This window comes from Tersicoccus mangrovi (genome assembly GCF_036881825.1).
GTDB lineage: Bacteria > Actinomycetota > Actinomycetes > Actinomycetales > Micrococcaceae > Tersicoccus > Tersicoccus mangrovi.
In genome coordinates this window covers 88,443-111,150 of the sequence record NZ_JBAJMW010000001.1, presented here as the reverse complement: position 1 = coordinate 111,150, position 22,708 = coordinate 88,443, and the positions used below count along the sequence as shown (strand labels likewise).

General features: G+C 72.6%; 22 protein-coding genes. 10 read left to right on the top strand and 12 right to left on the bottom strand.

What is annotated here, in order from left to right; genetic code table 11:
- Nucleotides 1-103: 103 nt before the first annotated feature.
- Entirely contained in the window at nt 104-1,276 is a 1,173-nt protein-coding gene (locus tag V6N00_RS00530; RefSeq protein ID WP_334230142.1) for a baeRF2 domain-containing protein, read from the bottom strand.
- A 184-nt stretch (nt 1,277-1,460) separates the two neighbouring features.
- Here V6N00_RS00530 and V6N00_RS00525 point away from each other — a divergent pair, with 184 nt between their 5' ends.
- Nucleotides 1,461-2,330 (top strand): arylamine N-acetyltransferase family protein, encoded by an 870-nt coding sequence (locus V6N00_RS00525; protein WP_334230141.1) that lies wholly within the window; start codon nt 1,461-1,463, stop codon nt 2,328-2,330.
- Between the two features lie 10 nt (nt 2,331-2,340).
- Nucleotides 2,341-2,784, top strand: coding sequence for a rhodanese-like domain-containing protein (locus tag V6N00_RS00520; RefSeq protein ID WP_334230140.1), 444 nt, complete (start codon nt 2,341-2,343; stop codon nt 2,782-2,784).
- Nucleotides 2,785-2,822: 38 nt separating this feature from the next.
- Here the strand turns inward: V6N00_RS00520 and V6N00_RS00515 are convergent, their stop codons facing one another.
- The 4 genes from V6N00_RS00515 to V6N00_RS00500 form a co-directional block, all read right to left on the bottom strand.
- Nucleotides 2,823-3,518, bottom strand: a complete 696-nt coding sequence (locus V6N00_RS00515; RefSeq protein WP_334230139.1) for a haloacid dehalogenase type II — start codon at nt 3,516-3,518, stop codon at nt 2,823-2,825.
- Nucleotides 3,515-3,859 (bottom strand): GNAT family N-acetyltransferase, encoded by a 345-nt coding sequence (locus V6N00_RS00510; RefSeq protein WP_334230138.1) that lies wholly within the window; start codon nt 3,857-3,859, stop codon nt 3,515-3,517. The genes V6N00_RS00515 and V6N00_RS00510 overlap by 4 nt, the downstream gene beginning before the upstream one ends.
- 36 nt (nt 3,860-3,895) lie before the next feature.
- Nucleotides 3,896-4,891: a pirin family protein gene (locus tag V6N00_RS00505; RefSeq protein WP_334230137.1), complete on the bottom strand. Its 996-nt coding sequence runs from the start codon at nt 4,889-4,891 to the stop codon at nt 3,896-3,898.
- Between the two features lie 171 nt (nt 4,892-5,062).
- Nucleotides 5,063-5,653 carry a GNAT family N-acetyltransferase gene (locus tag V6N00_RS00500; protein WP_334230136.1) on the bottom strand — a complete coding sequence of 197 codons (591 nt, stop codon included), beginning with the start codon at nt 5,651-5,653 and terminating at the stop codon, nt 5,063-5,065.
- Between the two features lie 118 nt (nt 5,654-5,771).
- Between V6N00_RS00500 and V6N00_RS00495 the strand changes: the two genes are divergently transcribed.
- Nucleotides 5,772-6,695 carry an NADP-dependent oxidoreductase gene (locus tag V6N00_RS00495; RefSeq protein WP_416384998.1) on the top strand — a complete coding sequence of 308 codons (924 nt, stop codon included), beginning with the start codon at nt 5,772-5,774 and terminating at the stop codon, nt 6,693-6,695.
- Between the two features lie 75 nt (nt 6,696-6,770).
- Here the strand turns inward: V6N00_RS00495 and V6N00_RS00490 are convergent, their stop codons facing one another.
- Both V6N00_RS00490 and V6N00_RS00485 read right to left on the bottom strand, forming a co-directional pair.
- Nucleotides 6,771-9,038 carry a transglycosylase domain-containing protein gene (locus V6N00_RS00490; protein WP_334230134.1) on the bottom strand — a complete coding sequence of 756 codons (2,268 nt, stop codon included), beginning with the start codon at nt 9,036-9,038 and terminating at the stop codon, nt 6,771-6,773.
- 167 nt (nt 9,039-9,205) lie between these two features.
- The gene (locus V6N00_RS00485; RefSeq protein WP_334230133.1) at nt 9,206-9,784 is read right to left on the bottom strand and encodes a DoxX family membrane protein; all 579 of its coding nucleotides are present in this window, start codon (nt 9,782-9,784) and stop codon (nt 9,206-9,208) included.
- A gap of 155 nt (nt 9,785-9,939) precedes the next feature.
- Here V6N00_RS00485 and V6N00_RS00480 point away from each other — a divergent pair, with 155 nt between their 5' ends.
- Nucleotides 9,940-10,740 carry a phosphatase PAP2 family protein gene (locus V6N00_RS00480; protein WP_334230132.1) on the top strand — a complete coding sequence of 267 codons (801 nt, stop codon included), beginning with the start codon at nt 9,940-9,942 and terminating at the stop codon, nt 10,738-10,740.
- 43 nt (nt 10,741-10,783) lie between these two features.
- Here the strand turns inward: V6N00_RS00480 and V6N00_RS00475 are convergent, their stop codons facing one another.
- Nucleotides 10,784-11,446, bottom strand: coding sequence for a response regulator transcription factor (locus V6N00_RS00475; RefSeq protein ID WP_334230131.1), 663 nt, complete (start codon nt 11,444-11,446; stop codon nt 10,784-10,786).
- Nucleotides 11,443-12,483: a sensor histidine kinase gene (locus tag V6N00_RS00470; RefSeq protein ID WP_334230130.1), complete on the bottom strand. Its 1,041-nt coding sequence runs from the start codon at nt 12,481-12,483 to the stop codon at nt 11,443-11,445. Before V6N00_RS00470 ends, V6N00_RS00475 begins: the two co-directional genes overlap by 4 nt.
- Before the next feature lie 177 nt (nt 12,484-12,660).
- Between V6N00_RS00470 and V6N00_RS00465 the strand changes: the two genes are divergently transcribed.
- Together V6N00_RS00465 and V6N00_RS00460 are read left to right on the top strand one after the other, a co-directional pair.
- Nucleotides 12,661-13,314, top strand: coding sequence for a DedA family protein (locus tag V6N00_RS00465; RefSeq protein ID WP_416384997.1), 654 nt, complete (start codon nt 12,661-12,663; stop codon nt 13,312-13,314).
- Complete coding sequence (locus V6N00_RS00460) at nt 13,311-13,829, top strand: DUF2127 domain-containing protein (protein WP_334230129.1); 519 nt, start codon at nt 13,311-13,313, stop codon at nt 13,827-13,829. The genes V6N00_RS00465 and V6N00_RS00460 overlap by 4 nt, the downstream gene beginning before the upstream one ends.
- A 66-nt stretch (nt 13,830-13,895) precedes the next feature.
- Here the strand turns inward: V6N00_RS00460 and V6N00_RS00455 are convergent, their stop codons facing one another.
- Both V6N00_RS00455 and V6N00_RS00450 read right to left on the bottom strand, forming a co-directional pair.
- Nucleotides 13,896-15,908 carry a VWA domain-containing protein gene (locus V6N00_RS00455; RefSeq protein WP_334230128.1) on the bottom strand — a complete coding sequence of 671 codons (2,013 nt, stop codon included), beginning with the start codon at nt 15,906-15,908 and terminating at the stop codon, nt 13,896-13,898.
- 10 nt (nt 15,909-15,918) lie between these two features.
- Nucleotides 15,919-17,307 carry a sigma 54-interacting transcriptional regulator gene (locus tag V6N00_RS00450; RefSeq protein ID WP_334230127.1) on the bottom strand — a complete coding sequence of 463 codons (1,389 nt, stop codon included), beginning with the start codon at nt 17,305-17,307 and terminating at the stop codon, nt 15,919-15,921.
- 171 nt (nt 17,308-17,478) lie between these two features.
- Here V6N00_RS00450 and V6N00_RS00445 point away from each other — a divergent pair, with 171 nt between their 5' ends.
- Both V6N00_RS00445 and V6N00_RS00440 read left to right on the top strand, forming a co-directional pair.
- The gene (locus V6N00_RS00445) at nt 17,479-18,150 is read left to right on the top strand and encodes an MSMEG_4193 family putative phosphomutase (protein ID WP_334230126.1); all 672 of its coding nucleotides are present in this window, start codon (nt 17,479-17,481) and stop codon (nt 18,148-18,150) included.
- Nucleotides 18,151-18,237: 87 nt separating this feature from the next.
- Nucleotides 18,238-18,951 carry an SCO1664 family protein gene (locus V6N00_RS00440; protein WP_334230125.1) on the top strand — a complete coding sequence of 238 codons (714 nt, stop codon included), beginning with the start codon at nt 18,238-18,240 and terminating at the stop codon, nt 18,949-18,951.
- A 28-nt stretch (nt 18,952-18,979) separates the two neighbouring features.
- Here the strand turns inward: V6N00_RS00440 and V6N00_RS00435 are convergent, their stop codons facing one another.
- Complete coding sequence (locus V6N00_RS00435; RefSeq protein ID WP_334230124.1) at nt 18,980-19,825, bottom strand: alpha/beta fold hydrolase; 846 nt, start codon at nt 19,823-19,825, stop codon at nt 18,980-18,982.
- 74 nt (nt 19,826-19,899) lie between these two features.
- On the opposite strand from V6N00_RS00435, the gene V6N00_RS00430 reads away from it, so the two are divergent.
- Both V6N00_RS00430 and V6N00_RS00425 read left to right on the top strand, forming a co-directional pair.
- A complete protein-coding gene (locus V6N00_RS00430; RefSeq protein ID WP_334230123.1) occupies nt 19,900-20,610 on the top strand; it encodes a TetR/AcrR family transcriptional regulator in 711 nt (236 codons plus the stop codon).
- A 161-nt stretch (nt 20,611-20,771) separates the two neighbouring features.
- Entirely contained in the window at nt 20,772-22,667 is a 1,896-nt protein-coding gene (locus tag V6N00_RS00425) for an FAD-binding monooxygenase (protein ID WP_334230122.1), read from the top strand.
- Nucleotides 22,668-22,708 lie beyond the last annotated feature (41 nt).

The following is a 22,708-nucleotide window of genomic DNA, read 5'->3' as shown; positions in this document are numbered from 1 at the left end:
CGGCCTCCGTCTCCGTGTCGAAGTCGATCCTCCGGCCCACGGTAGCGGGCGCGCCTGTGTGCGCCGCACCGGTGACCCGCGGCGGACCGTCACGCGCGCGTCGTCACCGCCGGATGGCGTCCTCCTCGCGCTGGTGCGGGGTGCGCTCGTCGCGGTCCGGGTCCACCGCGTCCTCGCGCCGCGGGTCGTCCGACATGCTCGAGAGCTCGTTCGACGGGGTCGCCCCGTCACGCCAGCGCAGCAGCGCGCCGACCCCCTCCGGGATGGACGCGACGCCGTCCTCGAGCGCGAAGACGCCGGCGTCCGTCGCGACGGCCTGCCGGATCAGCTCCTCGATGGTCTCCGGCTCCTGGCCGACGACGAAGAGCAGCTCGTCCACCTGGCCACGACCGAGCGCCTCGCCGACCTCGGCGACACCGGCCAGGGAGTCCGTGCCGCGGCGCTGGTTCTCGTGGAAGGTGTCGGCCAGCTCCCGCTGCCGCTTCCCGATGAACTCCTGCGTCACCCGCTCGAGCTCCTCCCGGAAGGAGGCGCGCTCCATGCTCACGCCCCGCGTCCCGCCGGAGACGACCTGCAGCCGCGCCCGCGCCTCGGCGCCCAGCGCGTCCTTCAACAGCGCGGTGGCCCGGACGTCCCCGGTCAGCAGCACCATGTCCGGCTTGTGCTTGACGACGATGGCGTCGACCTTCTTCGCCACGGCCTCGGCGTTGCGTTCCCACGAGTCCTCGACGCGCGCGTCGAAGTTCCGGGCCCGCCAGCCGTGCTGGGCGCCGCCGCCCGCGCTGGCCTTGTGCAGCTCGTCGTGCCCGCCGTCGACGCGGGACTCCCCGTCGAGGTCGTTGCGCGACCGGGCGATGACGGGATTCTCCGGGGCGCGAAGGTGCAGGTCCGCGCCCGCCCGGTCCACCTCGATGAGGAGCTGGCTGACGGCGTACGGGGTGAGCTGGACGAGCGGCAGCAGGACCGGCGCCGCGCCGAACGCGGAGACGTCCTCACGGGGTGGCACGGGGAGCACGCGGTCCAGCAGGATCTCCCGCGGCGAGGCGATGATCGCGCGGCCGTGCCGCCCGCCGATGGACGACGGCGCGAGGACGGTGTCCCCGATCTCCTCCAGCAGCTCGTCGGCGACGCCGGCGGCGGACAGCCGGGAGCGGCACTGGTTCCAGCGGGTCGTCAGTTCGGTGGACGCGCTCGGATCCGTTCGCGTCGTGTCGAGGTGGACCGAGATGAAGGGCCCGGCGTCCTCGAGGGCCGGTTTCAACCACGGCAGTTTCACGGTGACCTCCTGGTTGCTCGACGAGCGGCGACGGAGCCCATACCGCCAGCGTCGCCGCTGGGGTTTTCCCACCCTTCCACTCGGCCACACGCGGTTCAAGAGTCGACGGCCGTGGGCCACCGGAACGGCCTCCCGGCCGACCGTTCGATCTCGTTCGGCCGAGGGCGTCCGGGATGATGGGCGCATGAGCACGCACGGACTGACCTCCGCGTCCTGGGAGACCGAGGACATCGACGTCGACGCGTACCTGCGCCGGATCGGCGTCGAGCGTGACGCTCCCACCCTCGACCTGCTGGAGCGGATCCACGCCGCCCACGTGGGGGCGTTCCCGTTCAGCAACGTCGACGTGCTGCTGGGCCAGCACCCCGGCGTCGCCCCGGCCGCCATCATGGACAAGCTCGTGCGCCGGGGCCGCGGCGGGTACTGCTTCGAGCACGCCCAGCTGATGGCGGCGGCGCTCGCCGACCTCGGCTATCCCGTGATCCGCCGCCTCGGGCGGGTGCACGCGCCGGAGAACGGCCGCACCCATCTCACCCTGCACGTGGACGTCGGCGGGACGACGTACCTGACCGATCCGGGCTTCGGGCTGAGCATCACGGGCCCGCTGGAGGTCGCCGACGGGGCCGAGCGGCGGGAGTGGGCCGGCGTCTTCAGCCTCCACCGACTGCAGATCGACGGCGTCGAGCACTGGGCGCTGCGCCGCAACGGCGAGCTGCAGCACCTCACCGACGTGCTGCGCGTCGTGCCGCGGGACGTGCGTTCGGCGCACCTGACGACGTCGACCGACGCCGTCGGCAGCACGTTCCTGCGCCGGCTCGTCGTCAGCCGGTACACCGACGAGGGGCACGTGACGATCACCGAGAGCACCCGCACGACGCGTCGTCCCGGGCGCGACACCGTCCTGGAGCGCCTCGGACCGCGGGAGGCGGTGGACGCCGTCCGGGAGCTCGACGTCCCGCTGTCGGCCGAGGAGGGGAAACGCCTGCACGGCATCCTGGCGGAGTGGGAACACGAGCGTGCGGCGGCAGCGGACGCGCCGGGCGCACGCCAGTAGCGTGCGCAGCATGACCGAGACGACGCCCACGACCGACGAGCTGATCGCCCACTTCGTCGGCAGGCTCGCGTTCGAGACCGACCCGACCGGCGTGCACCACGAGCAGGAGGCCGGCACCCGGTTCGTGCTGATCGACTCGCGCGGCGACGCCGCGTGGGCGCAGGGCCGCATCCGCGGCGCCGTGCACCTGCCGACGGCACAGATCGCGGCCCGCGCGCCCGCCGAGGTGCCGATCGAGACGCCCGTCGTCACCTACTGCTGGGGCCCGGGCTGCAACGGGGCGACCCGCGCCGCCCTCGAGTTCGCCCGGCTCGGCTACCCGGTCAAGGAGATGATCGGCGGGTTCGAGTACTGGGCGCGCGAGGGGTTCCCGGTCGAGGACGACCACGGCCCGGTGCACCGGGAGACCGACCCGCTGACCTCGGCGGTCGCGAGCGTCACCTGCGACTGCTGAGTCCGCGTCGCCGGGGCTGGGTTCTGCCGGGGCCGACCTCAGCCCAGGTCGTCCAGCCGGGCGGCGATGCCGGGCAGGTCGGGTGCCTCGAGATCGGGCGCGGTCAGGTACGCAGGGTAGGCGCCGCCGTCGCGGTTGATCCACGCCGTGCGCAGGCCGGCCGCGTGGGCGCCGTGGATGTCCCAGGGGTGCACGGCGACGAGCAGCATCCGCTCCGGCGCCCGGCCGCACGCCTGCGCGGCGTAAGCGTAGGAGGACCCCGCCGGCTTCCAGGCCGGCGCGTCCTCGACGCTGAGCAGCCGGCCGAAGGCGTCGAGGACGCCGGCCCGCTCGAGCAGTCCCCGGGCCACCGTGGTCGCGCCGTTGCTGAGCGTCACCAGCTCCGCCCGGGAACGCAGCGCCGCGATGCCCGGCACGACGTCGGGGTGCACGCCCAGGCCCTGCATCGCCTCCATGATCGACCCGACGGCGTCCTGGACGCGGTCGATGCCGCGGGCGGTGAGCAGTCGGGCCGCGCTGTCCTGCGCGACGGTGGCGAAGGGGACGTTGTCCCCGGTCAGTGCCGCCGCGAAGCCGTCGCGGAGGACGCCGGCGAACCACGTGCCGGCCAGCTCGGCGGGCGCGCCGACGGCCTCGAAGGCCGCTCCCAGCGGCGCCATGTCGGACAGGGTCTCGTTGACGTCGAAGACGATGGTCTCCACGGGGCCGGTGCTCTCGCCGGTGCCGGTGCTCACGCCGTCGGCTCCGCGCTCGTCAGGGCCTCCAGGTGCTCGGGCCGGACGGCGACCACCCCGATCTGCTCGGGGTGCTTGCTCAGCCACGTCTTGACGTAGGAGCACACCGGGACGATGCCGATGCCGGCGCGCGTGGTGTCCGCCAGCGCCTGCCGCACGAGCGTGGATGCCAGCCCCTGGCCGGCGTGGTCCTCGTCCACCGTCGTGTGGTAGAAGATCCGCTCGGATCCGTCGGGCCCGTCGAAGGGCGACCAGTACGCCCGGCCGACGACGGCACCTCCGTCGATCAGCTCGTAGCGCCCGCGGTCCGGGTTGTTCCTGACGGTCATGTCGGCGTCCATGATGCTGCCTCCTGGCGTGTCGGTCGGTTGGGTGTCTCAGCCGCGCGGCCGGAGCCGGACGGTGGGCAGGGCGGGGGCGGGCAGCGGGGCGGGTTGTCCGGCCGGGTAGGGGCCGAAGCGTTCGTCGGCGTCGGTCTGGGCGGCAGCCTCTGCCCCGATCTCCGCCTGCCAGGCATCGCGGTACGCGACCACCTCGTCGTGCGTGCGCCCGACGAAGTTCCACCACATCACGATCTGCTCCCCGAGCGGCACGCCGCCGATGAGCAGGGCCCGTACCGGGCCCGCCGCGTCGCCGGCCGTCAACCGGAGCGCCGCCCGACCCGGCGGGAGGTAGGCGAGGTGGTCCTGCGGCAGGGCGGTCCCGTCCACGTCGAGCGTGCCGGCGTCGAGCAGCACCCCGTGCTCGAACGCGCGGTCGACGTCAAGGTCGAGGCTCGTGCCCGGCTGCAGCAGGATCTCGGCCGCGAGCAGCGGCAGGGTGGAGGTCCGCACGGGCGAGGTGGACCCGGCGAGGGAGCCGAGGTAGACGCGCAGCTCGGCGCCGTCGCGCGGGTGCACGGGCTCGGGCGCGTGGTGTTCGAACGACGGCGGCCGGTGCCGGGTCGCGTCCGGCAGGGCGTACCAGAGCTGGACGCCGTGCAGCGTCGTCGTCTCGGGCGTCGAGAACTCCTGGTGGGAGATGCCGCGGCCGGCGATCATGAGGTTCACCTCGCCGGGCCGCACCCGTGCGGCGTTGCCCGCCGAGTCGAGGTGGTCGATGCCCCCGGTGAACAGCAGGCTCACCGTGGCCAGGCCGGTGTGGGGGTGCCGGGCGACCCGCATGCCCCCGGACTCGGACACGAGGTCGGGCCCGTAGTGGTCGGCGAAGCACCAGGACCCGATGAGCGACCGGCGGCGCTGCGGCAGGGTGCGCCGGACGTTCATCGCCCGCGGGCCGCCGAGCGGCACGTCCCGAGGTTCGAGCACCTGGGCGCCACGAACCTCCTCCCGCGTGCAGACGATCTCCGCCGGCTCCGTCTCGAGGTTCGTCATGAGGAGATGTCTGTCGTGGTCGTGGCCTCGTCGACGGCGAACCCGTCGAGGGCGCGCCGGCTCGTGGGGTCCGCCTGGTCCAGGAAGAACCGGTCGCGCTCCGTCACCCATGCCTCCTCGTCCACCCGTCGCCGGGATCGGAGTCCAGCACACCTGACGCGCGAAGCCGGGTCAACTCGCCACCTCGTCCAGCGTCTTGCGCATGATGAGGCGAGGCAGCCCGTTGGCCTGCGCGTCCGTGATCCCCACGACGTCGAACCCGGCACGGTCGAACATGGACCGGGTGCCGACGAACAGCCGGGCGTTGTCCATCCTGTGACCGTCCGGTGGCTCGACAGGGTAGGCCTCGACGGCGGGCGCCCCCTCGGACCGCGCCCACGCGATGGCACCGTCGATGAGCTGCGCGGTGACGCCCTGGCGCCGGTGCCGGGAGCGCACCACGAGGCACACGATCGACCACACGGGCACGTCGTCCACCGGATGGATCAGCGTCGAGGCGGCCAGTCGCGGGATGGCGGCGCGCGGGCCGAGATTGCACCAGCCGACCGGTTCGCCGTCCCGGTAGGTCACGACGCCGGGCGGGTGCTGGGCGCACAGCGCGCGCATCGCCGTCTCGCGGTCGCCGCCGCCGAGCTCCCGCACGTCGGCCGCGCGCAACCGCGGGGAGACGCACCAGCACGCCCGCGCACGGCGGCTCGGATTGACGATGTCGGCGAAGTCCTCGAAGCGGTCCGGGGTCACCGGATACGTGGTCCAGCTCATCGGCTCCTCCGGGTGGCCGCAGTGGGGGTGGGACCGACTGTAGCGGGGCCGTCCGACCGTGTCGCGTGCCACGGCCACCGACGGAACAGTGCCTCGACCGGTGGCCGTTGTGCCGAGCATGCGAGCCATGACCTATGACCGGTACGGAGACACGAGCGTTCTCGAACTGCAGGACCTGCCCACCCCCACGGTGGGCCCGGGACAGATCCTCGTGAAGGTGACGCGGGCGTCGGTGAACCCCGTGGACTGGAAGGTGATGGCAGGCGGCCTCGACGCCCTGATGGACGCCCACTTCCCGGCGGTGCCGGGCTGGGACGTCGCCGGCGTCGTCGAGCAGATCGGGCCCGACACCCCCGAGTTCGCGGTGGGGGACCGGGTCGCCTCCTACGGCCGGAAGATGGTCGTCTCCGGGGGCAGCTTCGCCGAGTACATGACGCTGCCGGCCGAGTTCGCCACCATGATCCCGGACGGCGTCACCGACGACGTGGCCGCCGCGCTGCCGCTGGCCGGCCTCACCGCGAAGCGCACCATCGAGGCGCTCGACCTCACGCCCGGGGACACCGTGCTCATCCACGCGGCGTCCGGCGGCGTCGGCTACCTCGCCTCCCAGCTGGCGCTGCGGCAGGGCGCCACCGTGATCGGCACCGCTTCCGAGGCGAACGCGCAGAAGCTGCGCGACCTCGGCGTCGTGCCCGTCGCCTACGGGGACGGACTCGAGGCCCGCGTGCGGGAGGCCGCGCCCGACGGCGTGGACGCCGTCGCGGACTACATCGGGGACGTCCTGGACGTCACCCTGGCCGTGCTGACCGAGGGCGGGCGACACGTGTCCATCACCGATCCGGCCGTCACCGAGCACGGCGGCCGGTGGATCTGGGTGCGCCCCGACGCGCCGGGCCTGGCGGAGCTGCTGCGGCTCGTCGACGCCGGAGAGCTGACACTCGACATCGACCGCACCTACCCGCTGGATCAGGTGGCCGAGGCGTTCCGGGTCAGCCAGGCCGGTGAGGCGAAGGGCAAGCTGGTCATCGACGTGACGCGCTGACGCGTTCAAGTCCACCTGACGAATCGAGCCCGCTCACATGCTGAGCGGGCTCGATTCGTCACGGGGAGGCGTCCGTCACCCGAAGGGGCCGGTCGTCTGGCCGGTGTCCGTCGGTGCGCCGGTGCTGCCGAACGGGTCCGTCCCGCCGTTCGACGTGGTGCCGCCCGAGGAGTCGGTGCCGGCGGTCTGGTCGGTGATGGACGCCGGTCCGTCGCCGATGAGCCGCTGCGGCGGGGCATCGAACTCCCCGTGGTCGTAGAGGTCGACGACCTTCTGCATGTACGAGGCCCATTGCGGCCCGGCGATGTAGGCGCCGTCGACGGCGGGGTAGAACTTGCCGTTGATCGTCACGTTCTGGCCGGGGTGGCTGGGGCCGCCGTTGAACGGGTCCCCGAAGAAGGACGCCGTCGCCAGGCCCCGCGTGTAGCCGACGACCCAGGTCTGGTTGTTGAACTGGTTGGTGCCGGTCTTCGCGGCGGCGGGCACGCTCAGCTTCTGGGGGATCAACAGCCCGGAGCCCTTGGTCAGCACGTCCTGCAGGACGTTGGTGACGCCCTTGGCGACGTCCGGGTCGAGGGCGCCGGCGTGGCACGCCGCGTCCTGCCCGCCGATCTTCTTCCCCTGCGCGTCGTCCACCTCGGAGATCGCGATCGGGGTGCAGTACGTGCCGTTGGCCGCGAACGTCGCGAATGCGTTGGCCATGACCAGCGGGGCGACGTTCTGGCTGCCGAGGATGTTGCCGAGGGTCGACAGATCGATCTTGTGCCCGGCCTTGTCGCCGACGTGCAGCCCGATCTCATCGGCGACGCGCTGCACGTCGCAGACGTCGTTGAGCCCGGCGAGCGAGGCGAACGTCGCGGTGTTGATCGAGTTGTAGATGCCCTCGCGGACGGTCATCGGCCGGTAGTGCGAGTCGTCGTCGTTCTGCAGATCGGTCGAGCCGGACACCGAACTGTCGAAGAAGCCCTTGACCGGCGTACAGGTCGTCTTCCACGGGTAGCCCGGGGCGTAGCGCCGCTTCGAGGCATCCACGACCTGGTTGGTCTGTTTGCCCTCGGACAGCCACGCGGCGAGTGTCGCGGGCTTCATGGTCGAGCCGGGCGCCATGCCGCCGACGCCGCCGAGCGGGTTGCCGCCCTCGTCGGAGGCGTCGACGTTGAAGTTGTAGGCCGAGACGAGGTCCGATCCCTGCCCGGCAAGCTGCCGGGAGTTCTGCGCCATCGCGAGCACCTTGCCGGTGCCGGGCTGGATCGTGACGAGCGAGGAACCCCATTTGGACTCGTGGGCGCCGGTGGTGGCGTCGGCCTGCTTCTGGGCGGGCGCCTGCAGCCGGGGGTCGAGCGTCGTCCTGATGGTCAGGCCGCCGCTGAGCAGCCGGTCGATCCGGTCCTGCGTGGTCGCGCCGTACGCGGGGTCGTTCTCGATCTGGTGGATGACCCAGTCGCAGAAGTAGGGGGCCTGGGTGGCGTTCTGGCAGCCCTGCCGCGGCGGGCTGAGCTTGAGTTTCAGCGGGGTCGCGACGGCTGAGTCGTGCTGGGCGCGATCGATCGCGCCGTGTTCGAGCATCGCGTCGAGCACGAGGTTGCGGCGGGCCAGCGCCCGCGCGGGGTGCGCGCTCGGGTCGTAGTAGCTCGGCCCGTTCACGAGACCGGCGAGCAGGGCGGCCTGGGGGAGGGTCAGGTTCTTCGCGTCGGTCGAGAAGAAGTACTGGCTCGCGGCCTGGATGCCGTAGGTGTTGCCCGAGAAGGGCGCGATGTTGAGGTAGCCCTCGAGGATCTTGTCCTTGCTCATGCGCTGCTCGAGGGAGATCGCGAGCTTCATCTCGCGCAGCTTCTCGCCGACGCTCTTCTGGCCGTTGAAGACGACGTCGGTGCCCTTGCCCTCGGCCGCGAGGTTCGCGTTGAGCACGTTGGTCACGTACTGCTGGGTGAGCGTCGAGGCGCCCTGATGGGCGCCGCCGGCGTCGCTGACGAAGGCACGCAGGATACCCATGGGGTCGACGCCGCCGTGCTCGTAGAAGCGATAGTCCTCGATCGCGACGATCGCCTTCTGGATGGTCGGGGCCATCGCACTGAGGGGAACGTCCACCCGGTTCTGCGCGAACAGGGTGGCGATCGGCGAGCCGTCGGCGGCGAGCACGCGCGTCACCTGGCCCGGCGGCGGGGACTGCAGCTCTGTCGGCAGGCTCGAGAGGAACTGCGTCGACCCACTGGCGGCCGATTCGGAGACGGCGACGGCCGGCACCATGAGGGCGGCGACGAGCACGCCGCACAGCGCGCTGACGCCGAGGAAGGCGAGCATCCCCTTGCTGACGGCGGCCAGTTCGCGGCCGATCCGGCTCATGAGAGGGTGCGCGACGAGCGCGCGACGTCGGCGCCCGCAGGCAGGAAGAGTTCGATCACAGCACTGATCTCTATCCGACCAAGCTTCACGAACGCTGGACGCGGGCGTTCGGCGGCGTCACACTCGCCCCGGTTCCCGTGCCGCCCCGGGGCGAGTGGACGGGCGGCTCAGGCCGGGTCGGTCGAGCCCTCCTCGACCGGGGTGACCGCCGCCTCCGGGGTCGCGTCCGCGGCGAGCGCCTGCCGGCGACGGTAGATCTGCACGCCCATCGCGACGGGGATCGCGGCGACGGCGACCGCCCGCATCCAGGGCCGGTCCAGCACGTGACCGGTCAGGGCGTCGAAGGAGACGCGGCCGGGGCCGCCCACGGCGAAGGACGTGGCGGCGAGGCCGAGCACGGCCGGGTACTCGAGGCCGCCGTCCGTGGCGAAGAACCCGTTGGGGGCGTGGACGCTGGCGGCGACGCCCATGGTCGTGGCGGCGGCCGCGCCGGCGACCGGGGTGCCGAGGCCGAGCGCGAGCGCCAGACCGGCGCCGGCCTCCCCGAGACCGGCGAGCATGGCACTGGTCTTCGCGGGCCGGAAGCCCATCGCGTGCATGCCCTGGCTGGTGCCCTCGAGCCCGCCGCCGCCGAACCAGCCGAAGAGCTTCTGCGATCCGTGGGCGACGAGCACGCCGCCCAGGCTCACGCGGAACAGCGTCCGGGCGACGGTGGTGGAGGCGGAGGTGGTGCTCTCGTGGCTCATGAGGGTTTCCTTCCGTTGCGGGATCGGACCAGCGTCCAGTCTACGGAGGGCACCGACGGTCCTCTCCCCGCAGGGCGGAGGCGCCGGTTCCCCTCCGATGCCGGGCCGGCTCGATTCTGGGCCGGTTCTTGGAGGGCCGACGGCACGCTGGTCCCATGTACTCCGACTCCACGCGGCGATCGCGTTCTGCCTCCGACGTCGCCGCCTCCCCGGCTGCCGCCTCCCCGGCCGCCGTCTCCCGTGCGGGCAGCGCCGGCCGCGGCAACGAAGACGCCCACCCGTGGGCGGACGCGCGCGACCACGAGCCCGCCCACCTGCGCACCCGGGTGGCCACCGCCGTCGCGGGGATGCTCGTCGTCCTCGTCGGCGGCCTGCTGCTCGTGCACTCGTCCGTCGACCTGCCGGCCGCGGAGGCGTTCGCGTCGGTGCACGTCGGGTTCGTGGCCCTCGTGACCAACGCCGTCTACACCGTCGTCGAGCCGGCCGGTGCGGTGGTCATCGCCGCCCTGATCGCCGTCGTCGTGTGGTGGACGCGCCGCAGCCTCCGCGACGCGATGGCCTTCGGGCTCACCGTGGCGGTCACCTGGCTGCCCACGGGGGCGCTGAAGTACGTGCTGGACCGGCCGCGGCCCAACCCGGCGCTGCTCTCGCACCCGTTCTCACCGACGCAGGTGGACGGCTCCTTCCCGAGCGGTCACGCCGCGTTCATCACCGCGCTCGCGGTGACGCTCGTGCTGCTGACCGCGGGAACCCGTGCGCAGGCGGTGATGCGGATCGTGGCGCCGCTGGTCGCCCTGTTCGTCGTCGCGTCGGTGCTGATCGACGCCGTGCACTTCCCGACCGACGTGCTCGCCTCGGTGATCTGGTCCCTGACCGTCACGCCGCTGGTGTGGACGCTGGTCGGGTGGGCGCTGGATCGCTGGTGTCCGCGCCGGTGGGCGGCCCGCCGCGCCTGACGCCGCCGGCGACGCCGGCGACGCCGGCTGGGGAAGACGCGCGTCAGGCCGGTGTGCCCAGCCGGTAGCCGACGCCGCGCACCGTCTCGATCAGGTCCCGGTCGGTCTTGCGGCGCAGGTAGTGCACATACGTGTCGACGGTGCCCTCCTGCTCGCCGCGGTCGAAGACGGCCGAGAGCAGGTGCCGGCGGCTGAAGGCCGTGTCCGGGTGCGCCGCGAGCACCGCCATCAGCGCCGTCTCCTTGTCGGTCAGCGTGATCCTGCCGGTGTAGGGCGATTCGATGGTGCCGTTCTCGGGGTAGAACATCCAGCTGCCGATCGGCAGGCCGCGGCCCCGGCCCGAGTAGTCGCGGGTCAGCGCGCGCAGCCGCGCACCGAGCTCGGCGAAGTCGAAGGGCTTGACCAGGTAGTCGTTGGCCCCGGCGTCGAGCCCCTCGACCCGGTCCTCGACCTGGCCCAGGGCGGTCAGCAGCAGCACCGGGGTCGCGATGTGGTGCTCCCGGAGCCACGTGACGAAGGACGCGCCGTCGCCGTCGGGCAGGCGCCGGTCCACCACCATCACGGCGAAGAGGTCGCTCTCGGCCGCCGCCCGCGCCGCGGTCAGGTCGGGGGCCAGCGTCACGTCCCAGTCCATCGCGAGCATGTCGCGGGTCAGCGGACCGAGCCGCGGGTCGTCCTCGACGAGCAGCAGCCGTTCCCCGCTCATCGGACCACCGTCGCGGCAGGCTGCACGGCGGCGACGCGCGGCAGCTTGAGCAGGAACGTGGTGCCGTCCGCCCCCGTGTGCTCGACCGTCACCGTGCCGCCGTGGCGGCCCACGACGTCGTGCACGAGGGCCAGGCCGATGCCGTGCGTGGACCGGGTCGGCCCGGTCGCCGGGTCAGCGCCCGGGCCGTGGGCGAATCGGTCGAAGACCCGGTCGGGGGCGATGCCGCGGATGCCGGCGCCCTGATCGGTCACCCGCACGGCGGCCCAGCGGCCGGTCGTCGTCGCACTCAGCAGCACCCGGCCGCCCGGAGGCGTGTGCCCGATCGCGTTGTCCGTCAACGCCGTCAGGCAGCGCTGCAGGGGCACGGCGGGCAGGCCGACGAGGGCGTCCGCGGTCTCGACGTCGAGCGCGACGCCCCGTCCCGCGGCGAGCACGCCCAGATCGTTGCCGACCCGGGTCATGGTGTCGGCCAGCGACGCGGGGGAGCCGTCCGTCCCGGTGCCGGCCGCCGTCTGCAGCAGGTCGTCGACGATGTCGACGAGGATGCGTGAGTCCTCCCGCAGCTCGGTCACGACCGGCCGCAGCCGTGGGTCCTCGCCGACGAGGACGTCGAGCTGCTGGACCCGGGCGTGCAGGACGGCCAGCGGGGTGCGCAGCTCGTGGCTCGCGTCGGCCACGAAGCTGCGCTGCCGCCGCAGCGACTCGGCCACCGGCAGGGCCGCCCGGCGGGCGATCCACGTGGCGGCCGCACCGGCGAGCACGATCGCGGCGACGCCGAGGACGACGGCGGCCACGGCCAGGTCCACCGGGTCGAGCGAGAGCAGGATGTGGTGGTCGCCCACCTCGCGACCACCGCCGGTGGTCGCCTTCCACCACACGTAGCCGAACACGAGGGCGGCGCCGGCGAGGACGAGGACCGCGCACACCACGGCCACCCGCACGCCGATCGCCACCGCCGCACGGAGGAACACGGCCCGGTCCGGGTCCGTGGCGTGCGGTACCGGACGGGCACCGGCGAGGTCGGCCTGGGGCATGGCGGTCTCCTTCCTGGAACCACGGGTTCTGGGGCCACCGTAGTCGCCGGGACGGGACACTCCCACGGCGCCCGGCATTCTTGGTGATTTCTCCGTGGGGACCCGTCAGGCTGGATTCATGACCGGGCGACCGTCGATCATCGGGCGTCCGGATGTCGACCGAGGAGAGTGCGTCCGGTGAATGCGATCGAGTGGCTGCGGCATCTGATGGATGCGGGCTCGCTGCTGCAGGGCTTCGGACCGTGGGTGCTGGTCGGTGTCGCCGTCGTCATCTTCATCGAGTCCGGTGTGCTCTTTCCCTTCCTGCCCGGCGATTCCCTCCTCGTCACCGCGGCGATCCTGCACCCGACCCTCGGGCTGCCCGTGTGGGCGCTCGTCCTCGTCGCCGCCGCGGCGGCGATCGCCGGTGACCAGGTCGGCTATCTGCTGGGCCGCCGATTCGGCGGACGGCTCTTCAAGCCCGACGCCCGCGTGCTGCGCACCGAACGCCTCGAGGCGGCCGCCGACTTCTTCGCCCGGCGCGGCCCGCTGGCCCTCGTGCTCGGCCGCTTCGTCCCGATCGTGCGCACCTATGTCCCCCTCGCCGCGGGCACCGCGGGCATGGGGTACCGGCGCTTCGTCGGCTGGAACGTGCTCGGAGCGGTGGCCTGGGTGGTCAGTATGACGGCGGTCGGCGTGCTGCTCGGCGGCATCCCCGGGGTGGCCCACTCGATCGACGGCATCATGCTGGTGGTCGTGGCGATGTCGGTGCTGCCGATCGTGGTCGGGGCCGTGCGGCGTCGGTTCGCCCGCCGCCGCCAGACCGTGCCCACGGGGGAGGACCCGGCGTGACGGAGCGCAACGAGAAGGTCGCGTCCGTCGTCTTCGTGCTCGGCATCATCGGCAAGGGCGTCGACGGGCTCATCGAGGTGATCGCCGGGATCCCGCTGCTGATCTTCTCGCCCGCCGCGCTCGTGACCCTCAGCCAGACCCTCACCGCCGAGGAACTGCGCCAGGATCCGCACGACCTGATCGCCAACCTGATCGTCCACGGCGCCGCCCATCTGACCGGCACGTCAGCGAAGATCGGGGCGGTCTACCTGCTCTTCCACGGCATCGTCAAGCTCGCGATCGTCGTCGCGCTGCTCATCGGCACGCGCCGCATCTACCCGTGGGCGATGGGCGCGCTCGGTGTCTTCCTGGTCATCCAGATCGTCCAGTTCGCCATCGCGCCGAGCGTCGGCGTGGCCCTGCTGACGGTGCTGGACGCGCTCATCCTGTGGCTGACCTGGCGCGAGTGGCGCCACGGCCGATCACTGCGCGATGCGCTGTGGACGGTGCGCCGGGACGTGCTGCACCGGGCGTGAGGTCCGGACACCACCGGCGACCCGGCTGTCCCACTCCCCCTGCGGGTCACCGGTGGTGTCCGTGCCTCACTCCCACTCGACGTCCCCGAAGGTGGAGCCGGTGCCCGGATAGCGGTGCCGCAGGAATTCGCCGACGACGGCGGCGCCCAGGTCCGCCGGGTCGGGGGAGACGAGGCGGCCGTCGACCCGGTGCGCCATCGACTGGAGGAATCGCTCCAGGCCCGGGTCGTCGCCGAGGCGGAAGAACGTGACCTCGGCGCCGAGTCGGCCCACCCGGTCCAGCTCGGCCACCGTCGCCCGGACCGTCTCCGGCTCGGGCGGCCACGAGAACCACGCCTGCCCGTTGCCCACCAGGTGCGCGGTCGGCTCACCGTCGGTGACGACGAGCAGCACCGGCTGCATCGTCGGGTGCTGGCGGAAGAATCGGGTGGCCAGCGTCAGCCCGTGGTGCAGGTTGGTGCCCTGCTCCCGCATCGCCGAGAGGGCGGTCAGCTCGCCGATCTCCCGCCGCTGCGCGTACCGGCCGAACGTGATCAGCTGGAGCCGGTCCCCGCGGAACCGGGTCGAGACGAGGTGGTGCAGGGCCAGCGCCGTGCGCTTCATCGGCACCCACCGGCCCTCCGCCGCCATCGAGAAGGACGTGTCCACGAGCAGGGCGACCGCCGCCTGCGTGCGGGCCTCCGTCTCGCGGACCTCGACGTCGCGCACGTCCAGCCGGATCCCGCCGGCCGGATTCCCGCCCTCGGCGGCCACCCGGCCGATCGCGTTGGTCATCGTGCGGCCGACGTCCCACGGCTCGATGTCGCCGAACTGCCAGGCCCGCGTCGAGCCCGTGGCCTCACCGGCGGCACCGGCCAGGTGCGTGTCTCGTCCCCCCTGCCGCCCGGACAGCCGGCCCGCGGCGTCCTGCAGCAGCGACTTGCCGAGCCGGCGCATCGCCTTGGGGGAGAGCTGCAGATCGCCGTCGGCGCCGCGGCGCAGGTAGCCGCTGTCCCGCATCGCCCGCTCCAGCTCGGCGAGGGTGCGCGCGGAGATCGCCGCCTCGTCGCCGAGCTGCCGGGCGAGGGATTCGACGTCGACGTCGGAGAGGGTCGAGCCGGCGTAGGACTGCGAGAGCTGCTCGGCCAGCGAGTCCAGTTCCGCCAGGTCCTGCAGGACACCGGTCCCGTCCCCGAGACCGAGGCCCTCCTGCCCCTCGAACCGCTCGGAGCCGTTCCAGTCCTCGCCGGGCCGCAGGCCCTGCAGGGCCGAGTCGAGCCGGTCCAGCTGGGCCATCAGCTCGGGCGAGCCGAAGGCCTGCGCCGAGAGGGACATGAGCTCCTGCCGTTGCTCCGCGCTCATCGAGCGCAGCATCCGCTGCGCGGCGGCCGAGCGCTGGGCCAGGGCGTCGATCAGCTCGTCCACGTTCTGCGGGTTCTCCGGGAACGCGTCGCCGTGCTGGGCCATGAAGTTCTCGAAGTCCTCGGGGGTGTCCTCCCCGCGGGCGTGCTTCTCCAGCAGATCGTTCAGGTCGCGCAGCATCTGCGCGACGGCTTCCCGGTCCTCGTCGGTGGCGTTCTCGAGGGCCTGCTTCATGCCGGCGAAGCGCTGGTCGAGCATCTCGCGGCCGAGCAGGTCCTTGATCTGCTCGTACGTCTGGCGGGCCTCCTGGGACTGCCAGTCGTAGTCGGCCAGCTCGTTGACCGCGGCGGCGGTCGAGGAGGGCAGGTTCTCCATCCGCATCTCGCGGAACGCCCGGTCCGTGTTGTCCATCATGGCGTCGCGCACGAGCTGCTTTCGCTCCTCGAGGACGGCCTTGTCGAGCAGTTCCTTGACCTGGTCGAGCGTGCCGCCGAGGCGGTGCTGCTTGAGCAGGTCCCGGCGCCGCTGCTGCACCCGGCCGGCGAGGTCGTCCAGGCCCTGCCGGTTGCGGCCGCCGCGGCGAAGGAACTCGCGCATCGCCTGTTCGGGGGAGTACCCGGACATGACGTCGTCGGCGATGGCGTCGAGGGCCTCGGCGAGGTCGACGGGAGGCGCGAGCGGGTCCGGCCCGCCCGCGTACCGGCCGTAGCTGAAGGAGGACTGGTGGTGGCCCGGCATGGTGTGCTCCCTATCCGTAGACCGTCTCCCCGTCGCCGCTCTCCTTGGAGAGCTTGCGGGCGAGGTAGAGCCCCTCGAGGGCCAGTTCGATGGCGCCCGCGCGGTGGCCGGTGCTGCCGCCGTCCAGCCGGGCGGCGATGTCGTCGTACAGCGTGGACCCCGACAGGTCCGGCAGCGCGTCGAGGAACTCGGCGGCGGTGACCCGCTCGCCGGTGGTGATGGTGCGGCGCCCGTCGAACGCCTCGACCAGCGGGGCGAAGTCGAGGCCGCGGAAGTGCTCGCGGACCGCCTCGGCGGTCGCGGTGCGCAGCCGGTACTCGAGGATCTCCCGCTCGCGGCCCTCCTCGCCGGACTCGAACTCGATCTTGCCCATGAGGACGTCGATCGTGGTCTCGAGGTCGACGAGCCGGGCGACGGGATCGTCGCCGGCGCGCACGGTGGCCCGGTGCCGGGCGGCGGCCGCCACGGTCTCGGCGCCGGCGATGGCGAAGCGGGCGGAGACGCCCGAGGCCTGGTTGATCTCACTGGACTCGCGCAGGGCCCGGGTGAAGCGGGCGAGGATCTCCATGATGACGTCCGGCACCTCGGCGGTCAGGGCCGCCTCCTGCCGCACGACGGCCACCTCGTCCTCGAGCTCGATCGGGTAGTGCGTGCGGATCTCCGCGCCGAACCGGTCCTTCAGCGGCGTGATGATCCGGCCGCGGTTCGTGTAGTCCTCCGGGTTGGCGGAGGCGACGACGAGCACGTCCAGCGGCAGCCGCAGCACGTAGCCGCGGATCTGGATGTCGCGCTCCTCCATCACGTTCAGCAGGGCCACCTGGATGCGCTCGGCCAGGTCGGGCAGCTCGTTGAGGGCGACGATGCCGCGATTGGCGCGGGGGACGAGGCCGAAGTGGATGGTCTCGGGATCGCCGAGCCGGCGCCCCTCGGCCACGCGCATCGGGTCGACGTCGCCGATCATGTCCGCGACGGAGGTGTCCGGGGTGGAGAGCTTCTCGACGTACCGCTCGGAGCGGTGCTGCCAGGCGACGGGCAGGCGGTCGCCCTCGATCGCTGCGCGGGCCCGCGACTCGGACGTGATCGGCTCGTAGGGGTGCTCGTTCAGCTCGGAGCCCTCGATCACGGGGGTCCACTCGTCGAGCAGGCCGGTCAGGGTGCGCAGCAGGCGGGTCTTGCCCTGCCCGCGCTCGCCGAGCAGGACGACGTCGTGCCCGGCGATCAGGGCCCGTTCCAGCTGAGGGATGACGGTGCGGTCGAAGCCGTGCAGGCCCGGCCAGGGGTTCTCGCCGGCGGCCAGGGCGGCCAGCAGGTTGTCGCGGATCTCCTCGCGGAGGGTCTTCTGGATGTGGCCGGAGGCGCGCAGCTGCGCCACCGTGCTGATCTCGGGCTGCTCACTCACCTCATTCACGCTAGACCCGTTGTCTCGAAACCCGGAAGGTCTGTTCACCGGGGGCGGAGCGCCGGTGAGTCGGCGCAGGTCGGCCGGCTGGTCGGGCGGGTCGGTCCCGGGGCCTGGTCGGCCGAGCCGGACGGCGCCGGCACGGGGGCGGGACGCGCGTACGCTGCGATCATGACGACCGGCGACGAGCCCCCGGCACCGACACCCGCACCGACACCACCCACGACGTTGGTCATCCTCGTCCGGCACGGGGCCACCCCCACGACCGGTCGGCTGCTGCCCGGGCGCGCCCCGGGGCTGGGCCTGTCCGATCTCGGCCGGCAGCAGGCGGACCGGGCGGCCGAGCGGCTCACCGCCCGCACGATCGACGCGCTGTACAGCTCCCCGCTGCAGCGGACGCTGGAGACAGCGCAGCCCACCGCGGAGCGCACGGGCCTGCCCGTCAGGCAGGACGCCGGCCTGATCGAGTGCGACGTCGGGGAGTGGACCGGGCAGGCGCTCGCGGACCTGGCGAAGCTGCCCGAGTGGCGCACCGTGCAGGCCGAGCCGGACGCCTTCACCTTCCCCGGCGGCGAGAGCTTCGTGCAGATGCAGGACCGGATGGTCGACGCGTTGGCCCGCATCCGGGACGCGCACCTCGGCGGCACCGTCGTCTGCTTCTCCCACGCCGATCCCATCCGGGTCGCGCTCGCGGATGCCCTGGGCACGCCCCTGAACCGGTTCCAGCGGATCAGCGTGGACCCCTGCTCCGTCTCGGTCATCTCGCACCAGGAGGGCCGCGATCCGGTGGTGCTGATGGTCAACTCGTCGCAGGCGTCGCTGGCGGATCTGACAGCGTCATGAACACCAGCGTCATGAGAAGCAGGGTCGTGAACGACCGCGTCATCCGGAGCAACATCCGCCCTGTCACCACTCTCCGGAGGCGCCCGCGTGGCCGATGAGCGCGAACGCGGGCTCCTCGACCGCGGCTCCATCGAGCTCCTCGGCCAGATCGCCCGCAGCAGCAACGAGACGTTCCTCGTCGAGGTGGCCGACGCCGCCGAGGGTGACGAGAAGACGTGGGCGATCTACAAGCCCGAGCTGGGGGAGCAGCCCCTGTGGGACTTCGAGCCCGGGCTGTACCGGCGGGAGCGCGCGGCGTACCTGCTCAGCGCCGCACTCGGCTGGGACCTCGTGCCCCCCACGGTGATTCGCGAGGACGGGCCGTTCGGGGTCGGCTCGCTGCAGTGGTTCATCGAGTGCAACCTCACGGAGCACTACTTCACCCTCATCGAGGAGTTCCCGCAGACGCACGACGACCTGCGGCGGATGGCCGTGTTCGACGTCGTCGCCAACAACACCGACCGCAAGGCCGGTCACGTGCTGCGCGGCACCGACGGGCGGATCTGGGGGATCGACCACGGCCTGTGCTTCGCGGCGCCGTTCAAGCTGCGCACCGTGATCTGGGACTTCGGCGGGCAGCCGGTCGACGACGGGCTGCTCAAGGACATCGCGCCCCTGGCCGAGGAGGTGCCCGCCGACGTCGCGGAGCTGCTCGACGACGCCGAGGTGCGCGCCCTGCGGGAGCGGGTGCAGGGACTGCTGATGCGGCGCACCTTCCCGATCGACGTGACCGGTCGCCGATTCCCCTGGCCGCTCATCTGAGGGCTCCACTTGCGCTTCGGCGGCGTCGTCAGCGTCCCGCGAGGAAAGCGGCGAGAGGCGCGACGACCCGGTCCGGGGCTCGGTTGATTCCGTCGTGACCGCTGCGGTCGATCGACAGCACGCGCGCGTGCGGCAGCGCCCGTGCCAGGGCCTCGTTGGTCGTGCGGTAGTAGGGCGGACCCGCTGTGCCGTAGGCCAGCAGCACGTCGGCGGTGACGCCCGACCATCGGTCGGCCGGCCCGTCGGCCCGGCGCACCTGCTCGGACTCGTCGAGCGTGGAGGGCAGGAGTTCGCCCATCGTGCGACCGATCGACGTGCGCAGGAACGCGCGGCACAGGGCCGTCCGGACGCCCAGGGGCAGCCGCGCGGCAGAGGAGTGGGTGTTGATCCCGCCGCTGGTGATGGCCAGGCTGCGCGCGAGAGCTCCGGAACGGGCGGCTTCCCGCGCCGTGTCCAGCCACGCCAGGGGGAAGCTGCCGTCGACGCTGACGGCCGCGTCGTAGAGGGCAAGGCGGTCGATCGGCAGGCGCAGCGCCGCCGTCAGCGCGATGAAGCCGCCCGAGCTGTGCCCGAGCACCCGGCGGCTGCCGGTCGCGGCGAGCACGGCAGCGAGGTCGTCGACCTCCGCCTCGACCGTGTACGGCTCGGGCCGCGGCGGCGCGTCCCCGCGTCCGCGCCGGTTGTACCGGTGCACGGTCAGCTCGGCCGCGGCCAGCCGAACAGCGAGCCGCCCGTAGACGTCGATGGTCACGCCGCCGCCGTGCACGAGGACGATGCCGGGCCCGGCGTCGCGCCGGTCTCCGGTCGTGTGGACGACCAGCGTCCCGCCGTCCAGCGCGGTGACAAGCCGAGTCGACGTCGTCTCGAGGTCCATGGTCACTCCGATCGTCGCGCGGGTCCGCGCATCCGCAAAACCGCGAATGCTGTTCGCAGTTTATGCTGGAGGGCGTGACGCGTACAGAGGGGGCATCGGAGGGGGACTCCGAGCGGCCGTCGATCTGGGACCGGCCCGTACGTGGCGCCCGGGGTCCCGCGGCAGCGCACGGGCGTGACGACATCGCCGCGGCCGCCATGGACCTTGCCGACGCCGAGGGGCTCGCGGCCGTGTCGATGCGAGCCGTCGCGGCGGCACTCGGCACGGGCGCGGGATCGCTCTACCGGTACGTGGCGGCACGGGACGATCTGCTCGACCTGATGACCGACCGCGCGGTGGGACACCTGCTGACCGTCCCGGCACCGTCCGAGGACGGCGTCGAGGGCATGCTGGTCCTCGCGCAGCAGCAGCGCGATCTGATCCGTCGGCACCGCTGGCTCGTCGACGCGCTAGCGAGTCCGATCCGTCCCGGCCCGAACGCGCTGGCGTGGTTCGACCGGTGCCTGGCCGTGCTGGAGGCCACGGACACGCCGGTCGCCGCCCGCTTCGAGGCGATCGCCCTGATGACGGGCCTGTCCAGCACGATGGTGCGCGGCGAGGCCGGGCCGGCCTCGTTCTCCTTCGGGGCGGTCGACCGCGGCACCCTTCCCCACCTGGGCCGGGCTCTCGCCGGAGCAGCGTCACCAGCCCCGCCCTCCGCCACCCCGCCGCCGGGGCTGTTCGATCGCGCCGTGCGCGGCCTGCTGCGAGGACTGCTCGAGACGGATGCGGACACCGCCCCCTGACCAGCGCCGACGCGCTCCCTCTTGTGACCCACGTCATCGTTCCGTACGCTGCTGTCAACACACGTGTTCAGTTATCGAATTACGTGTTCGATTATCGAACAGCGCAGGTGCCGCTCGAGCGGATACCGTCGCGCAGGATCACGACGATGTGAGGTCAACTCGTGCAGTTCCACCACCACGGTTATGTTTCGGGTGACCCGAGGATCCAGCCCGCCGCCGGTGTCGGCGTCGACCGGCCGGAGGAGCTGCCCGACGAGGTCGACGTCCTCATCGTCGGCTCCGGGCCCGCCGGCATGCTCGCCGCCGCGCAGCTCGCGCAGTTCCCCGGCATCACCACCCGGATGGTCGAGCGCCGCGAGGGCCGGCTGGCCATCGGTCAGGCCGACGGCATCCAGGCCCGCAGCGTCGAGACGTTCCAGGCGTTCGGCTTCGCCGAGCGGATCATCGCCGAGGCGTACTGGATCACCGAGATGAACTTCTGGCGGCCCGGCACCGACGACCCGACGCGCATCGTGCGGGGCGGCCGCGCGGTCGACGACGAGTTCGGCATCAGCGAGTTCCCCCACCTGATCGTCAACCAGGCCCGTGTGCTGGACTACTTCGCCGAGGTGGCGGCCAACGCCCCGACCCGGCTGACCCCGGACTACGGCTGGGACTTCCGCGGCCTCACCGTCGCCGACGAGGGCGAGCGGCCGGTGACCGTCACGCTCGCCGGGGTCGGCGCCCGCGAGGGCCAGGAGCGCACCGTCCGCGCCAAGTACGTCATCGGGTGCGACGGCGCGCGCAGCAAAGTCCGCGAGTCGATCGGCTGCACCCTGGCCGGGGACGCCGCCAACCACGCGTGGGGCGTCATGGACGTGCTCGCCGAGACCGACTTCCCCGACATCCGCACCAAGTGCGCCATCCAGTCGCACACCGGCGGCTCCATCCTGCTCATCCCGCGCGAGGGCGGCTTCCTGTTCCGCATGTACGTCGACCTCGGCGAGGTGCCCGTCGACAACGCGGGCGCCGTGCGGAAGACGCCGATCGAGGAGATCATCCGCCGGGCCAACGAGATCATGCACCCGTACACCGTCGAGGTCCGCGACGTGGCCTGGCACAGCGTCTACGAGGTGGGCCACCGGCTCACGGACCGCTTCGACGACCTGCTGCCCGAGTCGGTGGGCACGCGCACCCCGCGCGTCTTCATCACCGGCGACGCCTGCCACACCCACAGTGCCAAGGCCGGCCAGGGCATGAACGTCTCGATGCAGGACGGCTTCAACATCGCCTGGAAGCTCGGCCACGTGCTCGAGGGCCGCAGCCCCGAGAGCCTGCTGTCCACCTACTCCGCCGAGCGGCAGGTCGTGGCCAGGAACCTCATCGACTTCGACAAGGAATGGTCGACGCTGATGGCGAAGAAGCCCGAGGACTTCGCCGACCCGGACGAGCTCGAGGACTTCTACGTCCGCACCGCCGAGTTCCCCGCCGGGTTCATGACCGAGTACACGCCCTCGCTCATCACGGGCGAGGCCGCCCACCAGGAGCGGGCCGCGGGTTTCCCCGTGGGCAAGCGCTTCAAGTCGGCCGCCGCCGTGCGCGTGTGCGACACGAACCCGGTGCAGCTGGGCCACCTCGCCCGTGCCGACGGGCGCTGGCGGATCTATGTGTTCGCCGACGAGGCTCCCGCCGGCGCGGACGGGCCCGTGGCGGACCTGTCCCAATGGCTCGTCACCGCCTCGGAGTCGCCCCTCGCGGCCACCCCGGAGGGCGCCGACCTCGACGCGTGGTTCGACGTCAAGGTGATCTACCAGCAGCCGCACTCGGCGATCGACATCAACGCCGTCCCCGCCGCCTTCCGCCCGCACGTCGGCCCGTTCGCCCTGACCGACCTGTCGAAGGTCTTCGGCGTCAGCCCGAAGGCGGACATCTGGGAGGAACGCGGCCTGGATCGCGGCGGCGTCGTCGTGGTCGTCCGTCCCGACCAGTACGTGGCCGCGGTGCTGCCACTGACGGCGACGGAGGAGCTGGGGGCGTTCTTCGCGCCGATCCTCGGGCGGGCCGTGAGCCGCGCCTGAGCCCGTTCCACCTCGAGGGCCCGCACCGTTCCGGGTGGGGC

Coding starts and splice junctions, on each gene's coding strand:
- V6N00_RS00510 (WP_334230138.1), bottom strand. CDS start 3,859: ATGGACGCCGACATGACCGTCAGGAACAACCCGGACCGCGGGCGCTAC.
- V6N00_RS00525 (WP_334230141.1), top strand. CDS start 1,461: ATGAGCACGCACGGACTGACCTCCGCGTCCTGGGAGACCGAGGACATC.
- V6N00_RS00480 (WP_334230132.1), top strand. CDS start 9,940: ATGTACTCCGACTCCACGCGGCGATCGCGTTCTGCCTCCGACGTCGCC.
- V6N00_RS00435 (WP_334230124.1), bottom strand. CDS start 19,825: ATGGACCTCGAGACGACGTCGACTCGGCTTGTCACCGCGCTGGACGGC.
- V6N00_RS00500 (WP_334230136.1), bottom strand. CDS start 5,653: ATGAGCTGGACCACGTATCCGGTGACCCCGGACCGCTTCGAGGACTTC.
- V6N00_RS00505 (WP_334230137.1), bottom strand. CDS start 4,891: ATGACGAACCTCGAGACGGAGCCGGCGGAGATCGTCTGCACGCGGGAG.
- V6N00_RS00470 (WP_334230130.1), bottom strand. CDS start 12,483: ATGCCCCAGGCCGACCTCGCCGGTGCCCGTCCGGTACCGCACGCCACG.
- V6N00_RS00455 (WP_334230128.1), bottom strand. CDS start 15,908: ATGCCGGGCCACCACCAGTCCTCCTTCAGCTACGGCCGGTACGCGGGC.
- V6N00_RS00475 (WP_334230131.1), bottom strand. CDS start 11,446: ATGAGCGGGGAACGGCTGCTGCTCGTCGAGGACGACCCGCGGCTCGGT.
- V6N00_RS00485 (WP_334230133.1), bottom strand. CDS start 9,784: ATGAGCCACGAGAGCACCACCTCCGCCTCCACCACCGTCGCCCGGACG.
- V6N00_RS00520 (WP_334230140.1), top strand. CDS start 2,341: ATGACCGAGACGACGCCCACGACCGACGAGCTGATCGCCCACTTCGTC.
- V6N00_RS00495 (WP_416384998.1), top strand. CDS start 5,772: ATGCGAGCCATGACCTATGACCGGTACGGAGACACGAGCGTTCTCGAA.
- V6N00_RS00490 (WP_334230134.1), bottom strand. CDS start 9,038: ATGAGCCGGATCGGCCGCGAACTGGCCGCCGTCAGCAAGGGGATGCTC.
- V6N00_RS00445 (WP_334230126.1), top strand. CDS start 17,479: ATGACGACCGGCGACGAGCCCCCGGCACCGACACCCGCACCGACACCA.